This window comes from Micromonospora sp. WMMD1219, assembly GCF_049315215.1.
Lineage (GTDB): Bacteria > Actinomycetota > Actinomycetes > Mycobacteriales > Micromonosporaceae > Micromonospora > Micromonospora tulbaghiae.
In genome coordinates, this window is sequence record NZ_CP186057.1 from 4814049 (window position 1) to 4829947 (window position 15899).

The 15899-nt window shown below is 75.6% G+C and carries 13 protein-coding genes; 8 read left to right on the forward strand and 5 right to left on the reverse strand.

Annotated features, from left to right (window positions below):
• Positions 1-79: 79 nt before the first annotated feature.
• Entirely contained in the window at positions 80-1069 is a 990-nt protein-coding gene (locus ACN27C_RS22425) for a LacI family DNA-binding transcriptional regulator (RefSeq protein ID WP_120569609.1), read from the reverse strand.
• A 117-nt stretch (positions 1070-1186) separates the two neighbouring features.
• Here ACN27C_RS22425 and ACN27C_RS22430 point away from each other — a divergent pair, with 117 nt between their 5' ends.
• Both ACN27C_RS22430 and ACN27C_RS22435 read left to right on the forward strand, forming a co-directional pair.
• Positions 1187-2446, forward strand: a complete 1260-nt coding sequence (locus ACN27C_RS22430) for an MFS transporter (protein WP_422747932.1) — start codon at positions 1187-1189, stop codon at positions 2444-2446.
• A gap of 87 nt (positions 2447-2533) precedes the next feature.
• The gene (locus tag ACN27C_RS22435; RefSeq protein ID WP_210895159.1) at positions 2534-2866 is read left to right on the forward strand and encodes a hypothetical protein; all 333 of its coding nucleotides are present in this window, start codon (positions 2534-2536) and stop codon (positions 2864-2866) included.
• Between the two features lie 10 nt (positions 2867-2876).
• On the opposite strand, the gene ACN27C_RS22440 is transcribed toward ACN27C_RS22435, so the two are convergent.
• Positions 2877-3239 (reverse strand): fluoride efflux transporter FluC, encoded by a 363-nt coding sequence (locus tag ACN27C_RS22440; protein WP_252449202.1) that lies wholly within the window; start codon positions 3237-3239, stop codon positions 2877-2879.
• A gap of 37 nt (positions 3240-3276) precedes the next feature.
• Entirely contained in the window at positions 3277-3759 is a 483-nt protein-coding gene (locus ACN27C_RS22445) for a FluC/FEX family fluoride channel (protein WP_252449201.1), read from the reverse strand.
• Positions 3760-4082: 323 nt separating this feature from the next.
• On the opposite strand from ACN27C_RS22445, the gene paaK reads away from it, so the two are divergent.
• Together paaK and paaI are read left to right on the forward strand one after the other, a co-directional pair.
• Complete coding sequence (paaK, locus tag ACN27C_RS22450; RefSeq protein ID WP_422747935.1) at positions 4083-5390, forward strand: phenylacetate--CoA ligase PaaK; 1308 nt, start codon at positions 4083-4085, stop codon at positions 5388-5390.
• A gap of 1 nt (position 5391) precedes the next feature.
• Positions 5392-5835, forward strand: coding sequence for a hydroxyphenylacetyl-CoA thioesterase PaaI (gene paaI / locus ACN27C_RS22455; protein WP_421500945.1), 444 nt, complete (start codon positions 5392-5394; stop codon positions 5833-5835).
• A 120-nt stretch (positions 5836-5955) separates the two neighbouring features.
• Here the strand turns inward: paaI and ACN27C_RS22460 are convergent, their stop codons facing one another.
• Positions 5956-8064, reverse strand: coding sequence for an adenylate/guanylate cyclase domain-containing protein (locus ACN27C_RS22460; protein ID WP_422747938.1), 2109 nt, complete (start codon positions 8062-8064; stop codon positions 5956-5958).
• A gap of 189 nt (positions 8065-8253) precedes the next feature.
• On the opposite strand from ACN27C_RS22460, the gene ACN27C_RS22465 reads away from it, so the two are divergent.
• The 4 genes from ACN27C_RS22465 to ACN27C_RS22480 all read left to right on the forward strand — a co-directional run bounded on the left by ACN27C_RS22465 (position 8254) and on the right by ACN27C_RS22480 (position 14773).
• A complete protein-coding gene (locus tag ACN27C_RS22465) occupies positions 8254-11193 on the forward strand; it encodes a helix-turn-helix transcriptional regulator (RefSeq protein ID WP_422747940.1) in 2940 nt (979 codons plus the stop codon).
• Positions 11194-11308: 115 nt separating this feature from the next.
• Positions 11309-12079 carry a DUF5995 family protein gene (locus tag ACN27C_RS22470; RefSeq protein WP_013286663.1) on the forward strand — a complete coding sequence of 257 codons (771 nt, stop codon included), beginning with the start codon at positions 11309-11311 and terminating at the stop codon, positions 12077-12079.
• A 96-nt stretch (positions 12080-12175) separates the two neighbouring features.
• Entirely contained in the window at positions 12176-12613 is a 438-nt protein-coding gene (locus tag ACN27C_RS22475) for a hypothetical protein (protein WP_252449196.1), read from the forward strand.
• Positions 12614-12676: 63 nt separating this feature from the next.
• Positions 12677-14773 (forward strand): amino acid transporter, encoded by a 2097-nt coding sequence (locus ACN27C_RS22480; protein WP_357089356.1) that lies wholly within the window; start codon positions 12677-12679, stop codon positions 14771-14773.
• 62 nt (positions 14774-14835) lie between these two features.
• Here ACN27C_RS22480 and ACN27C_RS22485 read toward each other — a convergent pair whose 3' ends face one another.
• Entirely contained in the window at positions 14836-15795 is a 960-nt protein-coding gene (locus ACN27C_RS22485; protein WP_350815845.1) for a TIGR03557 family F420-dependent LLM class oxidoreductase, read from the reverse strand.
• Between the last annotated feature and the right edge of the window lie 104 nt (positions 15796-15899).

The following is a 15899-nucleotide window of genomic DNA, read 5'->3' on the forward strand; positions in this document are numbered from 1 at the left end:
CCCCGCCCTCCATTAGCGGACGGCGCCAGGGAGACATCCAGGGCCGGCCGGCCCGGACGGGACCGGGCCGAGTGGCCGGTCAGGCGCTCTCCCGGGTGACCAGCGTCGACGGGAACGCGGTGCTCGGGGCGGCCGGCGCGCGCGTCAGCACGGCCGTGGCCGCGGCGGCGGCGATCCGGTCGACCGGGTGGGTCGCGGTGGTCAGCGGCGGGCTGCTGATCGCCGCGTACGGCAGGTCGTCGAACCCGGCCACCGCCACGTCGTGCGGCACCCGCACGCCGCGCCCGCGCAACGCCGCGATCACGCCGAAGGCGGTGGCGTCGCTGGCCGCGTAGACGGCGTCGGCGTCCGGCCACCGGCGCAGCGCCTCCAGCGCCGCCCGGCCGCCCTGTGCCGTGGTGAAGTCGCCGGTGACCAGCCGCTCCGGCGATCCCGACTCTCGCATCAGCTCCCGGTACGTGGTGACCGACCGCTCGGCGCAGCTCAGCCAGCGCGGACCGGTGACCATGACGATGCGGCGCCGGCCGGTGGCGTACAGGTGACGCAGCACCTCGCCCGCGCCACCGGCGTTGTCGACGTCGAACGACGGCACCGTCGGCGAGCCCTGGCCGATCGAGACGACGCGACCGCGCAGCCTCGGCGGCACCGCGTCCAGCGCCGCCTGGGTCGTGTTGACCAGGACGACCCCGCACACGCCCCGGTCCGCGCCGAGCCGGGCCAGCCCCGACGGGTCGGCCAGCGGCAGCCACTCCAGCGCCACGCCGACGCCGTGCGGCGCGCACACCCGTGACGCCGCGCTCACCACCCGGTGCACGTACGGGTCGTCCAGCACGGTGTCGTCGCGGCCCACCACCGCCACCACCAGGCGTACCCCGGCCCCGCGCACCAGCGCCCGGGCCGCGAGGTCCGGTACGTAGTCGAGGCGCTCGGCGGCGGCCCGCACCCGGGCACGGGCGTCCACCGAGGTGAACCCGTAGCCGCCGAGCACCCGGGAGGCGGTGGCCCGGGACACCCCGGCGTCGCGGGCCACGTCGTCGAGCGTGGCGGGACGTGCGGTCGGCGTACCCATGCCCGCATCATGCCTGCTCCGGCGCGGATGGGCGAAGCCATAACGGCGCTTGTGGTGGAAGCGCTCTCAGGTGTGCGATTGTCGTCGGGATCAGACGGGGGAAGGGATCACCACACCGTGAGCAGCACCATCGACGCACCGGCCGGGAAGCGGCCACCGGCGCCCCGGGCGGTGCTGACCGCCCGCAACGGCGTCGCCGTCGTCTTCGCCCTCAACGGGCTCGCGGTGGCGAGCTGGTTCTCCCGCGTCCCGGCGGCCCGCGAGGCGCTCGACCTCAGCCCGAGCCGGCTCGGGCTGCTGCTGCTCTGCGTGTCGGCGGGCTCGCTGCTGGCCATGCCGACCGCCGGTCTGGTCACCCAGCGGCTCGGGCCCGCGCGCACGGTGGCCGTGTCGGTGGTGCTCGTCTCGCTCGGCCTGACCGGCGCCGGTCTCGCCGCCAGCCTGGCCGGATCGGTCGTCGGCGTCGGGTTCGGGCTCGCCGCGTTCGGCTTCGGCTCCGGCATGTGCGACGTGGCGATGAACGTCGAGGGTGCCGCGGTGGAGAAGCGCCTCGGCTACACCATCCTGCCCCGGTTCCACGCCGCCTGGAGTCTCGGCTCGGTGGCCGGGGCCGGGCTGGGCGCCGGCGCCGCCCGGCTGGACGTACCCGTCGGGGCGCACCTGCCGGTCCTGTCCGTGCTGGTCCTGGCCGGCACGCTGGTCGGCGCCCGGGCGTTCCTCGCCGCACCGGCCGAGGGGGCCGGCGACGGGGAGCCGGCGGCCCGGCGGCGGGCGCTGCTGGCCGCCTGGCGCGAGCCCCGCACCCTGCTGATCGGGTTGCTCGTGCTGGTCATGGCGTTCACCGAGGGCAGCGCCAACGACTGGCTCGCGGTGGCGTTCGTCGACGGGTACGGGGTCGACGAGGCCGTCGGCGCCGCCGTGTTCGGCGTGTTCGTGGTGGGCATGACGCTCGGCCGCACCGTCGGCACCGTCGCCATCGACAGGTGGGGGCGGGTGCCGGTGCTGTACGCGACCATCGCGACGGCGTCGGCCGGCGCCGCGCTCGCCGTGCTGGCCGGGTCCGGCCCGCTCGCCGTGGCCGGCGTGGCGCTGTGGGGCATCGGCGCGTCGCTCGGCTTCCCGGTCGGGATGAGCGCCGCCGCCGACGACGAGGACAGGGCCGCGGCCCGGGTGAGCGTGGTGGCCGTGATCGGCTACACCGCCTTCCTCGCCGGCCCGCCGCTGCTCGGCTTCCTCGGCGACCACTTCGGCGTGCTGTCCGCGCTCGGCGTGGTGCCGCTGCTCCTGCTGCCCACGCTCGCGCTGGTGCCGGTGCTGCGAGAACGCGCCGCCGCGCCCGACGCGCAGGCCGGCGCCCCGGCGGCGAAGGTCGGCTGAGCCGGCCCAGCCGACTCCCACCGCGCTCCCAGCCGCCTGCCAGACGGGCGTGCTGCACTGGAGCGAACGCGAGGAGAGGAGGCGGGCATGGGCTGGTTCAGCCGCCGGGCCGCCGACCCGACGACGCCCACGAAGCTCGACCGCGAGGCGACCAAGGAGGACCTGGCGCAACTGGAGGCGTTCGTCACCAGCCGGAGCGGGGTCGAGTTCTACCTGGAACCGGAGACCACCGCCACCGACACCACAGTCGTCGCCATCGCGCACGACGGCGAGTGGATCCGCCGCCGTACCGGCTCGCCCCGGGTCGCCGGCAGGATCGCCCAGAAGCACGCGGTGCCGCTGTACGAGGCGGCCCGCACCGGCTACCCGGAGCGGATGCGGGCGTGGAACCGGGCCCACCCGGAGCGCCGGGCCCGCTGACCGGCGCCGGTCAGCCGGTCAGCGTGGTGACGACCGCGTAGCCCAGGAACGCCGCACCGAGCCCCGCGACCACACTGAGCGCCACATTCGCGTACGCGAGGCGGCGCTCGCCGGTGCGGGCCAGGCGAAACGTCTCGTAGCTGAGCGTGGACCAGGTGGTCAGCGCGCCGCAGAAGCCGGTGCCGACCAGCGCGGTCACGGCCGGGCCGACGGGCGCCGCGAGCAGCCCGCCGAGCAGCACCGACCCGGCCAGGTTGACGGTGAGCGTGCCCCACGGGAACGGCGAGCCGTGCCGGGCCTGCACCGCCCGGTCGGTCAGGTAGCGCAGCGGCGCGCCGATCGCGGCGCCGAGTGCGATCAGCAGGACCGTCATCGGTCCGCCCCGTGCCGGGCGCGCAGCAGCGCGACGGTCATCGTCGGCTCCCGTTCCGGGCGCGCAGCAGCCGGGCGGTGACCGCGTCCCCGGCCGCGACCGCCGCCAGCGCGGCGAGCACCGTCGCGGCCAGGTAGGCGCCCGCCGTACCGGCCGCGCCGTCGGTCAGCAGCCGCTGCGCGTCGACCGCGTACGCGGAGAACGTGGTGAACCCGCCGAGCCCGCCGACGCCGAGGAACGGCCGGGTCAGCGGGTGGGCCCGGCGGGCAGCGAGCACCGCCATCAGCACGCCGATGAGCAGGCAGCCGGTGACGTTGACGGCGAACGTGGCCCAGGGGAAGCCGCCGGGCTGGTGCGGCACGGCGGCCTGGGCGCCGGCCCGGGCCAGCGCGCCGAGCACACCGCCGGCGGCGATCACGCCGAGCACCGCCGCCGGGTGCGCGGGCAGTTCCGCCCGGTCCGCCGGTACGCGCAGGTCGACGTCCGGATCGACGCGGGGATCGGACACGGCACCTCCCACCAGGACTCGTCACTGGCAGGGACCGTTGGCGACGTCGCGGTTCTCCCGGCACCCGCCGGAACGGCGGGCCCCACCGCCACCGAGAGCATAACCCCGCCCCGCCCCGCCCCGCCCGCCCTCGCCCTCGCCCCGCCCGCTCCCGCCCTCGTCGATCTTGCAGGTTCGGCCCCGGCATACCGGACATCCGCGGCACCCGAGGGGCGGCAAGTGCAAGATCGCGGGGGAGAGGAGGGGAGAGGAGGGGAGGAGGGAGGGGCGGGCGTACGGTGGGCGGCAGCGCCCGGCGCGGCGGCGTCCGGGGCCCCTCGTGCCAGGAGGTCACCGTGGAGGAGCGCACGCCCCGTCCGGACGAGCTGGATCCCGTCGAGCGGATCGGCGTCGACGAGCTGCGCGCGCTGCAACTGGACCGGCTGCGGCACTCGCTGCGGCACGCGTACGACAACGTGCCCCACTACCGGCGCGCGTTCGACGACGCCGGCGCGCACCCGGCCGACCTGCGTGAACTGGCCGGCCTGGCCCGCTTCCCGTTCACCACCAAGGCGGAGCTGCGGGAGAACTACCCGTTCGGCATGTTCGCGGTGCCCCGCGAGCGGGTCGCCCGGCTGCACGCCTCCTCCGGCACCACCGGCCGTCCCACTGTGGTCGGCTACACCCGCGCCGACCTGGACACCTGGGCGAAGCTGATGGCCCGCTCGATCCGGGCCGCCGGGGGCCGCCGCGGCGACCGGGTGCACGTCGCGTACGGCTACGGGCTGTTCACCGGCGGCCTCGGCGCCCACTACGGCGCCGAGGAGCTGGGCTGTACGGTCGTCCCGGTCTCCGGCGGCATGACCGAGCGCCAGGTGATGCTGATCCGCGACCTCGAACCGGAGGTCGTCATGGTGACGCCGAGCTACATGCTGGCCATCGTCGACGAGATGGAACGTCAGGGCGTCGACCCGCGCGCCACCTCGCTGCGGGTGGGGATCTTCGGGGCCGAGCCGTGGACCGAGGACATGCGCCGCGAGCTGGAGCAGCGCCTGGACATGCACGCGCTCGACATCTACGGCCTGTCCGAGGTGATGGGGCCGGGTGTGGCGGTCGAGTGCGTGGAGACCAAGGACGGCCTGCACCTCTGGGAGGACCACTTCTATCCGGAGATCATCGACCCGGTCACCGGGGAGGTGCTGCCCGACGGGGAGCGGGGTGAGCTGGTGCTGACCTCGCTGACCAAGGAGGCCATGCCGGTGGTCCGCTACCGCACCCGCGACCTGACCCGGCTGCTGCCCGGCACCGCCCGCCCGATGCGGCGGATCGAGAAGATCACCGGGCGTACCGACGACATGATGATCGTCCGGGGGGTGAACGTCTTCCCGACCCAGATCGAGGAGCTGATCCTGCGTACCCCGGCCCTGTCGCCGCACTTCCAGTGCGTGCTCGACCGGCGGGGCCGGCTCGACACGCTCACCGTCCACGTGGAGCGGCGCGCGGGCGCCGCCGCGGACGAGGCCGAGCGGGCCGGCGCGACGCTGGTCGAGCAGGTCAAGAACACGATCGGGGTGTCCGTGGCGGTACGGGTGATCGAGCCGGACGGGGTGGAACGCTCGATGGGCAAGATGCGCCGCATCGTCGACCAGCGGCGGGAGTCCTGACATGGCCGGTGACGGCGGTCGCACCGCGGCGCACGACATGTTCGACGCCGACGTGGCGTCCAAGGGGCTCGGCATCGAACTCGTCTCGGCCGGCGACGGCGCGGCGGTGGCCCGGATGCGGGTCACCCCGGCGATGCTCAACGGGCACGCGATCGGGCACGGTGGATTCGTGTTCCTGCTCGCCGACACCGCGTTCGCGCTGGCCTGCAACAGCCACGGTCCGGCCACCGTGGCGGCCGGCGGCGAGATCAGCTTCCTGCGCCCGGTACGCGAGGGCGACCTGCTGGAGGCGTACGCCACCGAGCGGGTCCGGCACGGCCGCAGCGGCATCTACGACGTGACGGTGCGGCGGGGCGACGAGGTGGTGGCCGAGTTCCGCGGCCGCAGCCGCACCATCGCCCGCGACCAGCCGACGGACCCGCAGGCCGCCGCGCCGGCCCGCTGAGACGCGCGACCGGCCAGCCGGGCTCGCCGACAAGCGCGACCAGCCGACCCGGCCCGCCGACACGCGCTGTCGGATGACGTCCCGGGCCGGAGTGGCCCCGTGCCCGCTCCGACCCGGACGTCATGCCGCCAGCCCGAGCGCGTGCCCGCCGGGCTCGGTTCTTCGCCGGTTCCGGCCCACCCGCCCGGGCGGACCGGTCCGCCGTTCCCGCCATGCCGTGACCACAGGTGACGGCCCGGTCCGCTGCCCGGGCCACGCCGCGACTGTGGACGACGGCCCGGTCCGCTGCCCGGGCCACACCGTGACACCCGGGATGATCCGTGCCGGACCGGCGGCCGCCGGTCCGGCACGCACCGGCTGCCCAGGCACCGCCCGGAGCGCGCCGGCCTGGTCCGGCTGCCCGGGCACCGGGTGGAGCGCGTCGGAGCGATCGAGCCGGTCCGGCGGGACGGGCGCCGGTCGGGCCCCTCCACCCGACCGGCGCGACCGTCCCGCCCCGAGCGGGCAGACCTCCCGCTCGCCGGCGCCCCGGGACGGGACGCCGGTTCCCGCTCCCGGCACGCGGCCGGCAGCGGTGTCCTTCGCGGCGCGCAGGCGGCGGGCGAAGTCCGCGCGTACCGCACGGGACAGCCGCAGCGCGGCCACCCGCGCCACCAGCGCGTCGATCGCCCAGCCGCCGGCCGTGACCGGGCGTACCAGCCCCGCCGCGGCCAGTGCCCGCAGCACCGGCTCGGCCCGGCCGGCGGGCCAGCCGAGCATCGCCTCCACCACGGCGGCCACGACCGGGCCACCCCGGGCGGCACCGGCCAGCAGGACCGCACGGTGCGTACCGTCGAGCCGGTCCAGCCGGGCGTCCACCAGGCGGCGCGCGACGGCGGGTACGCCACCCGGCTCGCCGGCCGGATCCGCCGACGCGTACGCGGTCGCGACCGCCGGACTGCCGCCGGCCAGCGGAAGCAGCCGCGCGGCGAGCGCGGCCGGCCGCCCGGCGCGGTCGAGCAGGTGCCGCAGCAGCCGCCCGGTGTCCAGCGGGCCCAGCGGCTCCACCGGGATCCGCCGCGCCGGTGCGGGCAACGGGTCGGCCGAGCCGGAGCCGCACGTGGTGACCACCGCCAGCGGCAGTTCCCGCTCGGCCGCCGCCACGTGGAGCTGGTGCAGGAACCGGCGCAGCGCCGGGGCGGCCCGGTCCAGGTCGTCCACCGCGATCACCACCGGCGCGTCGGCGGCCAGGCCGAGCAGCACCTCGCGGCAGGCGACCACGGCGCGGGCCGCCACCGTGTCGTCGTCCGGCGCGGCGAGGAACGCGGCGAGCACGCCGCCCGGCCCGCCGACGACAGTCCCGTCCGGCCGGGGACGGACCAGGTCGGCCAGCGGGGCCAGCTCCCCGCACGGGTACGGCGGGCAGGCCGTCACCCGGCGGCGCACCGGCACGCCGTCCACGTGCGACACGGCCCGGGTCACCTCGTGCAGCAGCCGGCTGCGGCCGCTGCCCGGCGGGCCGACCAGTGAGATCCACCGGGGACGCCGCTCGCGCAGCGCCCGGGTCACCTCGTCGGCCGCGCCGGCCAGTTCGCGGCGGCGGCCCACGAGCGGGACGCGGTGCCGGGCCGGCCTGCTCCCGGCCGCCCCGGTCACCCGCCACACGTCCAGCGGGAGCGCCTTGCCGGCGAGCGTCAGGGTGGCGAGTGGACGCTGTTCGACCAGCCCGGCCACCGCGCTGCGGGTTTCCGGGCAGACCACGACCCCGCCCGGCGGCGCGTGTTCCTGGAGGCGGGCCGCCGTGGTGATCACCGCGCCGCTGGCCGCACCGTGGCCGCCGTCGCGGACCCCGGCCAGGTCGAGCAGCACCTCGCCGGTCGCCACGCCGACCCGCACGCGCAGCCGGACGCCGCCCAGCCGCCGCCGCTCCAGCGCGGCCTGGATTTCCAGCCCGGCCCGCACCGCCCGGTACGCGTCGAGGCCGTCCGAACCGGACGCGCCGAACAGCGCCATGACCGCGTCGCCGACGTACTTCTCCACCACGCCCCGCCAGCGGCGCAGCACCGAGGCGACGGTGCCGAAGTAGGCGCGCTGCAACGCGCGTACGTCCTCCGGGTCGAGCCGCTCGACCAGCCGGGTGGAGCCGACGATGTCGACGAAGAGGACGGTCACGGTGCGTCGTTCCTCGGGCACGGGCCGGCACGCCGCGATGACGGCTTTCCGACTCCCTGCGGGCGTGGTGATCAACATCGCACCCACCCTTTCCCGATCGTGGTGCCCGACGACCTCAGCAGACTTTCACCACCGGGTTCTCGGGGGATCTGTAGGACGACGTATGTCGGGCACCCGCAACCATTAGTCGTGTAGTCGACGCGAGAGGTACCGGTCCGGCCCCGAGGCCGTAGAACGGTGCGGGGACCTGTGACTAGGCTGCGTCCCATGGCCAGCGACGTGGACACGGCACCTCTCGTCGGCCGTACCGGGACCATGGCGACGCTGCGGTCGGCGCTCTACGACGACCTGCGGCCCGGGCAGACCGGCGCGGTGTTCCTCACCGGAGAGAGCGGGGTGGGCAAGACCCGCCTGCTGACCGAGGTCGGCGAGCAGTTGCGGCAGACCGGCGCCCTGGTGCTCACCGGCACCTGCCTCGACATCGGAGACGCCTCGCCGCTGCACCCGGTACGGCAGGCGTTGCGCCGGCTCGACGCCGAGCAGGCGCAGGCGCGCACCACCTCGGCGATCCGCGGCGTGTTGCAGGTCTTCGACGAGGAGACCCCCGGCCCGGACGGCGCGGGCGCGCTGCTGGAACGCGTCGCCCAGGGCCTGCACGTGGTGGCCGGCGGACGGCCGCTGGTGCTCGTCCTCGACGATCTGCAGTGGGTCGACCGCAGCACCCGGCAGCTCCTGCTCTACCTGCTGGCCGGCCTCGGCGACCTCCAGCTCTCCGTGCTGGCCGCGATCCGGGCCGAGTCGCTGCGCGGCGCGCACCCGCTGCGCCGGGTGCTCACCGAGCTGCGCCGGCTGCGCTCGGTGCGGGTGATCGACCTGATGCCGCTGGACCGGTCCGCCACCGACGAACTGGCCACGGCCGTGGTCGGCGCGCCGCTGCCGCCGGACGCCGCCGACCAGCTCTGGCAGCGCAGCGGCGGCAACCCGTTCGTGGTGGAGGAACTGGCCCGCGACCGGCGCGACGGCCGCGACGGTCTCTCCGACACGCTGCGCGAGGTGTTCCTCGACCGGGTCGACGCGCTGCCCCAGCCGGCGCACGCCGTGGTGCACGCGGTGGCGGTGGGCGTCGAGCCGGTCGAGCACTGGCTGCTGGCCCAGGTAGTGCGGCTGCCCGAGGAGGAGCTGCTCGACGCGGTCCGCGAGGCGGTCGCGCACCGCCTTCTGGTCGGCGCCGACGACGGCTACCGGCTGCGGCACCGGCTGGTCGCCGAGGTCCTGGCCCACGAGCTGCTGCCCGCCGAGCGGGCCGCGCTGCACCGCCGCTACGCCGAGGCGCTCACCGCCGTACCGGCCGAGCTGCACCAGGCCCGGCTGGCCCACCACTGGCGGCACGCGGGCGAGCCGGCCCGGGCGCTGCCCGCCGCGATGGCCGCCGCCCGCGAGGCGGAACGGCTGCACGGGTACGCCGAGGCGCACCGCCACTGGTCCGCGGCGCTGACCCTGGCCACCGAACCGGCCGCCGTCCTGCCCGACGGGGCGCGGCCCGAGCCGGTCGAGGTGGACCGGGCCGAGCTGCTCAGCCACGCCGCCGAGGCCGCGCACCACAGCGGTGAGCACGCCCGCGCCCTCACGCTGCTGGAGGAGCTGGCCGACGACCCGTCCGGCCCGCCGGTCTGCGCGCTGCGCATCCGCCGGGCCCGCTACCTGGCCGCGGCCGGCCGGTCGGCCCCGGCGGAGCAGGAGTACCGGCGGGTGCTGGACTCGCCCGACTGCACGCCACAGGAGCGGTGCACCGCCGCCGCCCGGCTGGCCGAGCTGCTGCTGCACCTGGGCCGCTACGCCGAGGCCGGCGACCAGGCCCGGGAGGCCCTCGCGCTCGCCGCCGACGTTCCCGGCACCACCTCCGAGGTGGTGATGGCCAGCGCCGCGCTCGGGTTCAGCGAGGCGTTCCTGGAGGATCCGGCCGCCGGGCTGGCGGTGATGCGCCAGGCGCTGGACACCGCCGAGCGGTCCGGCCGGCCGGAGGACGTGGCCTGCGCGTACCTGCACCTGGCCGAGCTGCTCACCGGGCCGCTGAACATCCTCGAGGAGGGTGTGGTGGTGGCCCGCCGAGGCGCCGACCGGGTCGCCGAGCTGGGGCTCGGCCGCACCTGGGAGACCCGGCTGCTGGCGGTGGCCACGAACGGGCTGTTCCGGGTGGGGCAGTGGGCCGAGGCGGAGAAGGTCGTCGCGGCCGCGCTGCGGCACCGCCCCTCCGGGGCCGACGCGGTCGAGCTGCTGCTGGCCCGGTGCCGGCTCTCCGTCGGGTACGGCGACGTCGAGGCGTCCGACCGCGACCTGGAGGCGGTCGCGACGGTGCTGGCCGGTGGCGGTGCCCGGCACGTGCTGCCGATGCTCATCCTGCGGGCCGGCCTGGCCATGTGGCAGGGCCGGCACGACCTGGCCCGGCAGGCGGTGCAGCGGGGCCTGACCGAGAGCCGCTCCGACGACGTGATCGTGCTGGCCACGCTGGCCTGGCACGGGCTGCGGGCGGAGGCCGAGGCGGCGGCCAGCCGCACGATCGAGGTGGACCCGAACGCGGTACGCCGGCTGCGCGAGGTGGTCGACCGGGTGACCGGCAAGAGCGCCAAGGCGGGCGCGCCGGTGCGGTACGTCGCCGAGGGGTTCCTCGCGCTCTGCGACGCCGAGCTGAGCCGGCTCGACGACGGACGGGGCGACCCGGCGCTGTGGGAGCGCTCCGCGCTCGAGTGGGACCGGCGTAACCACCCCTACCCGGCCGCGTACTCGCGGTTGCGGCAGGCCGAGGCGCTGCTGGCCCGCCGCAGCCGGGTGGCCACCGCGGGCAAGCTGCTGCACCGGGCGTACGCGATGGCCCAGTCGCTCGGCGCGGTGCCGCTGACCGCGGAGATCCGTACCATCGCCTCGCGGGCCCGGGTGACCCTGGACGCCGCACCGGACCCCGCGCCGGTGCCCCGGCAGCGGGCGGCGGCGCCCGCCGGGCCGGCGGTGGACGAGCTGGCGACGCTCACCGCGCGGGAGCGGGAGGTGCTCGCCGCGGTCGCGGAGGGCCTGACCAACCGGGAGATCGGCCAGCGGCTGTTCATCAGCGAGCGGACCATCGGCGTCCACGTCTCGCACATCTTCGACAAGCTCCAGGTCCGCACGCGCGTGCAGGCCAGCGCCATCTTCCTGCGCAACGGCGCGGAGTAGGCGTACGCCGGCAATACGTCGTTCGACGGATCCGCGGTGTGGACGGCGGCTGGCAGGCTGTCCCGCGGAACGCCGGTGGTGGCGTCGTGGGGGCGCCGGCCGTTGTGGAGGAGAGATGACCGAACCGGTCTGGGGGCCTGTGCACCAGGACATCGTCGGGTTGCTGGCCGACCACCCCGCCGACGTGCCGGCGGTCGTGGACCATCTGACCAAGCTGCAGGATCTGCTGGTCCGGCTGCCGCCGCTGGAGGAGAGCTGCCCGCTCGCCGACTTCAACAAGCTCTACCTGGTCATCACCAGCACCGTGCTCGACGGCCTGTACGACGACCGGTTCTGCGACCCGGCGTTCCTGGCCCGGCTGGACGTGGAGTTCGCGGCCCGCTACTTCGAGGCGCTGCGGTTCTGGACCGACTCCAGCCCGAGCACCCCGAAGGCGTGGTCGTGCCTGTTCAAGCGGATGCGCGGCCCGGACGCCCGGCCGCTGCCGTCGGCCGCCGCGGGCGTCAACGCGCACATCAACTACGACCTGCCGTTCGCGCTGGTGACCACGTTCGACAGCCTGGAGTCCGAGCCGATCGACGGCAGCGACCAGCACCGCGACTACCTGGAGATCAACAAGATCTTCGCCGAGCGGATCCCGGAGCTGCGCCGCGGCTACCTGGACAACTGGCAACTCATGATCGACATGGTCAACGGCGACATCGACGACTGGTACCAGGGCGAACTGGTGGAGTACACCCGGAACGTGGCCTGGCGCAACGCGCAGAAGATCTGGCGCTGCCGGCACGACCCGGACGCCCGCGAGTGTGAGCGGACGCGGCTGGACGACAACGCCGCGCTGCTCGGCCGGCTGCTGCTGTCACCCCTCGGGGCGTTCCTGCAGTAGCCGGGACGGGGGGTTCCCGCGTCCCGCGCTCCGGGCGCGGGACGCGGGAACGCCGCCCGCGGGTGTCGCGCCCGCCGCACCGGGTACGTCGTCGCCGTGCCGCGAGACGAACCGGCCGGCCCCGGGGCGCTCCCGCCGGGCCCGGTCCGCCGCTTCCCGTTCCGCTTCGACCCGGCGTTCCGGCTGCCGCTGGCGCTGCTCGGCGTACGGCCCGCCACGGCCTGGCTGGACTGGGGTCCGGACGCGCTCGTCGTCCGGTTCGGTCCGTGGCTGCTGCGCACCACGCCGGACAACGTGACCGGGGCCGAGCTGAGCGGGCCGTACCGCTGGTGGCGGGCGATCGGCCCGCACCTGTCGGCGGCCGACGGCGGGGTGAGCTTCGGCGCCAGCGTGGCCGGCGGCGTCTGCCTGCGCTTCGCCGAACCGGTTCCGGCGCTGGTGCCCGGCCCGTGGCTGCGGCATCCGGCGGTCACCGTGACAGTGGCCGACCCGGCGGCGGTGCGCGACGCGCTCGCCCGCGGACCGGATCTTTGACCGGTTCGGCCGGGCCGCGCCCGGGACAACCCCTACCGTCTTCATAGGGACGAAGGGGAGCAGATGGGGCAGGCGGGGGACGCGGAGCAGCCCAGGCGTACGCGGGAGCGGCGCCGGGAGGCGCACGCGGCCGCGGCGGCCCGGGCCGGCCGGCACGGCGACCACGCCGAGCGGTCCGGCCGCGCCGTGCCGGAGCTGCCGGAACGGGTGGCGGCCCCGACGCGGCCGGCGCGCCCGGCGGGCCGGCTGCACCGGTGGTTGTTCGCGCACCGGGTCGAGCCGGTCGGCCCGGAGGTCCGCGAGCACCAGACCCGGTCCCACCCGTGGTGGCAGGTGATGTGCCTGACCGGCGTCGACTACTTCTCCACGCTGTCCTACCTGCCCGGCATCGCCGCCGTGGCGGCCGGCGCGCTCAGCCCGCTGGCCACGCTGCTGATCGTGGCGCTCACCCTGCTCGGGATGCTGCCGATGTACCGCCGGGTGGCCCGCGAGAGCCCGCACGGGCAGGGCTCGGTGGCCATGCTGGAGCGGCTGCTGCCGTTCTGGCGCGGCAAGGTCTTCGTGCTGGTGCTGCTCGGCTTCGTCGCCACCTCGTGGATCATCACGATCACGCTGTCCGCCGCCGACGCCAGCGTGCACCTGCTGGAGAACCCGGTGCTGCCCGCGTCGTTCCCGCACGGCGACACCGCGGCGGTGCTGGTCACCGTGGCGCTGCTGCTGGTGCTCGGCGGCGTGTTCCTGCTCGGGTTCAGCGAGGCCGTGCAGGTCGCCATCCCGCTGGTGGCGGTGTTCCTCGCGTTGAACGCGGTGGTGGTGGTCGCCGGGGTGGCCGAGGTCGTCGCCGACCCGGGGCTGCTCGGTGACTGGACCGGCCGGCTGGCCGACGCCGGCGGGCCCGGCGACGTCCTGGCCACGAGCGTGCTCGCGTTCCCGCTGCTGGTGCTCGGCCTGTCCGGGTTCGAGACCGGGGTGAGCATGATGCCGCTGGTGCGGGGCGAGGGCGACGACCCGGAGCGGCGGCTCGACGCCCGGATCCGCAACACCCGCCGGCTGCTCACCGCCGCCGCGCTGATCATGTCGGTGTACCTGATCGCCACCACGTTCGTGACCACAGTGCTGATCCCGCCCGAGGCGTTCGACCCGGGCGGTCCGGCGAACGGCCGGGCGCTGGCGTTCCTCGCCCACGAGCACCTCGGCGAGGCGTTCGGCACCGTCTACGACATCAGCAGCGTGCTCATCCTCTGGTTCGCCGGCGCGTCGGCGATGGCCGGGCTGATCAACATCGTGCCCCGCTACCTGCCGTCGTACGGCATGGCGCCGGAGTGGGGGCGGGCGGTGCGCCCGGTGGTGCTGGTCTACACCGCGGTCAGCATCGCCATCACGATCGCCTTCTCCGCCGACGTGAACGCCCAGGCCGGCGCGTACGCCACCGGCATCCTCGCGATGATGGTCTCCGGCGCGATAGCGGTGACCATCGCGGCGCTGCGGGCCCGCAGCCGCGCCGCCGCGGCCGGCTTCGCGCTGCTCACCGCCGTGCTGCTGTACGCGCTGGTGGAGAACGTGGTGGAGAAGCCCGACGGCATCACCATCTCCGGGTTCTTCATCGCCGGGATCATCGCGGTGTCGCTGATCTCCCGGGTCACCCGGACCACCGAACTGCGCGCCGAGCGGATCGAGTTCGACGAGGCGGCCCGCCGCTTCGTCGACGAGTCGGTCGCCCGGGACGGGCGGCTGCACCTGATCGCCAACAAGCGGCAGCGCGGGTCGGTCAAGGAGTACCGGGTCAAGGAGCGGGCGCAACGGTCGATGAACCCGGTGCCGGGCGCCGCCGACGTGCTGTTCCTGGAGATCGACGTGAGCGACCCGTCCCAGTTCAGCCAGGTGCTGCGGGTGCACGGGGTGGAGTCCGGCGGATACCGGATCCTGCGCGCCAGCAGCCCGGCCGCGCCGAACGCGATAGCCGCGATCCTGCTGGCGCTGCGCGACGCCACCGGCGTACGCCCGCACTGCCACTTCGAGTGGTCGGAGGGGAACCCGATCGCGCACCTGCTGCGCTACCTCATCCTCGGCCGGGGCGACACCCCGCCCGTGGTGCGGGAGATCATCCGCAAGTCCGAGCCGGACCCGACCCGCCGCCCCGGCATCCACGTCGGCGGCTGAGGCCCGAGGGCCGGCCGGGCACGGGGACCGGCTGAGCGCGAGGGCCGGCCGGGCACGGGGGACTAGCCGAGGGCGCGGACCCGGGCGAGCAGGTCGCGGGCGCAGAAGTCCAGGAACCCGTCCGGGTCCGGCCCGGCGTTCTGCAGCACGATGTGGTCGAAGCCGGCCTCGACGTACGTGCGCGCCTTCTCCACGTGCGGCGTGGCGTCCGGGCCGACGGAGAACTGCTGCCGGATGTGGTGGTCCTCGACCCAGGCGGTGGCGGCGTCGAAGTTCACCGGGTTGGGCAGCTCGCTCATCACCTTCCAGCCGGTGATCGCCCAGCGGCTGGTCTCCTTCGCCGCGCGTACCGCCGACTCCTCGTCGGCGGCCCAGGCCATCGGCACCTCGGCGTAGCGCGGACCCCCGCCGCCGGCGTTGCGGTACTGGTCGACGATCGACGACTTCGGCTCGGTGGCGAACAGGCCGGTGCCCAGCTCGGCCGCCAGACCGGCCGACTCCCGGCCACTGGCGGCCACGGCGATCACCGGCGGCTGGTCGGGCAGGTCCCAGATGCGGGCGTCCTCCAGCTTCAGGTGCCGGCCGTCGTACGAGCGGTAGCCGCCCTGCCAGAGCAGCCGGATGATCTCCAACGCCTCGCGCAGCCGCTCGTGCCGCCCTCGGACACTGGGGAACCCCTGCCCGATGACGTGTTCGTTGAGCCGCTCGCCGGCGCCCACCCCGAGCGTGAACCGCCCGTCGGAGATCAGCGCCATGGTGGCGGCGGCCTGGGCGACGATCGCCGGGTGGTAGCGGACCGACGGGCAGGTGACGCCGGTGGCGAGGCCGAGGGTGGTGGTCCGGGCGGCGATCGCGCCGAGCGCGCTCCAGGTGAAGCAGGAGTGGCCCTGCACCTCCAGCCAGGGGTGGTAGTGGTCGCTCATCTCGACGAAGTCGAAGCCGGCCTCCTCGGCGCGTACCGCCTGCCGGATGAGTTCCTGGGGCCCGAACGCCTCCGAGGCGAGCTTGTAGCCGATCCGCATGCCCGGTTCTCCGTTCCGTCGTCGGCGAACCGCTGCCGTTCCCACCGTTTCCGCGGGCAAACCCCCCGAAACCCAGCCTCCTAGGACGCCGTAGAGGTGATGAC

Coding starts and splice junctions, on each gene's coding strand:
- ACN27C_RS22425 (WP_120569609.1), bottom strand. CDS start 1,069: ATGGGTACGCCGACCGCACGTCCCGCCACGCTCGACGACGTGGCCCGC.
- ACN27C_RS22480 (WP_357089356.1), top strand. CDS start 12,677: ATGGGGCAGGCGGGGGACGCGGAGCAGCCCAGGCGTACGCGGGAGCGG.
- ACN27C_RS22470 (WP_013286663.1), top strand. CDS start 11,309: ATGACCGAACCGGTCTGGGGGCCTGTGCACCAGGACATCGTCGGGTTG.
- ACN27C_RS22465 (WP_422747940.1), top strand. CDS start 8,254: ATGGCCAGCGACGTGGACACGGCACCTCTCGTCGGCCGTACCGGGACC.
- ACN27C_RS22460 (WP_422747938.1), bottom strand. CDS start 8,064: ATGTTGATCACCACGCCCGCAGGGAGTCGGAAAGCCGTCATCGCGGCG.
- ACN27C_RS22435 (WP_210895159.1), top strand. CDS start 2,534: ATGGGCTGGTTCAGCCGCCGGGCCGCCGACCCGACGACGCCCACGAAG.
- paaI (WP_421500945.1), top strand. CDS start 5,392: ATGGCCGGTGACGGCGGTCGCACCGCGGCGCACGACATGTTCGACGCC.
- ACN27C_RS22485 (WP_350815845.1), bottom strand. CDS start 15,795: ATGCGGATCGGCTACAAGCTCGCCTCGGAGGCGTTCGGGCCCCAGGAA.
- ACN27C_RS22440 (WP_252449202.1), bottom strand. CDS start 3,239: ATGACGGTCCTGCTGATCGCACTCGGCGCCGCGATCGGCGCGCCGCTG.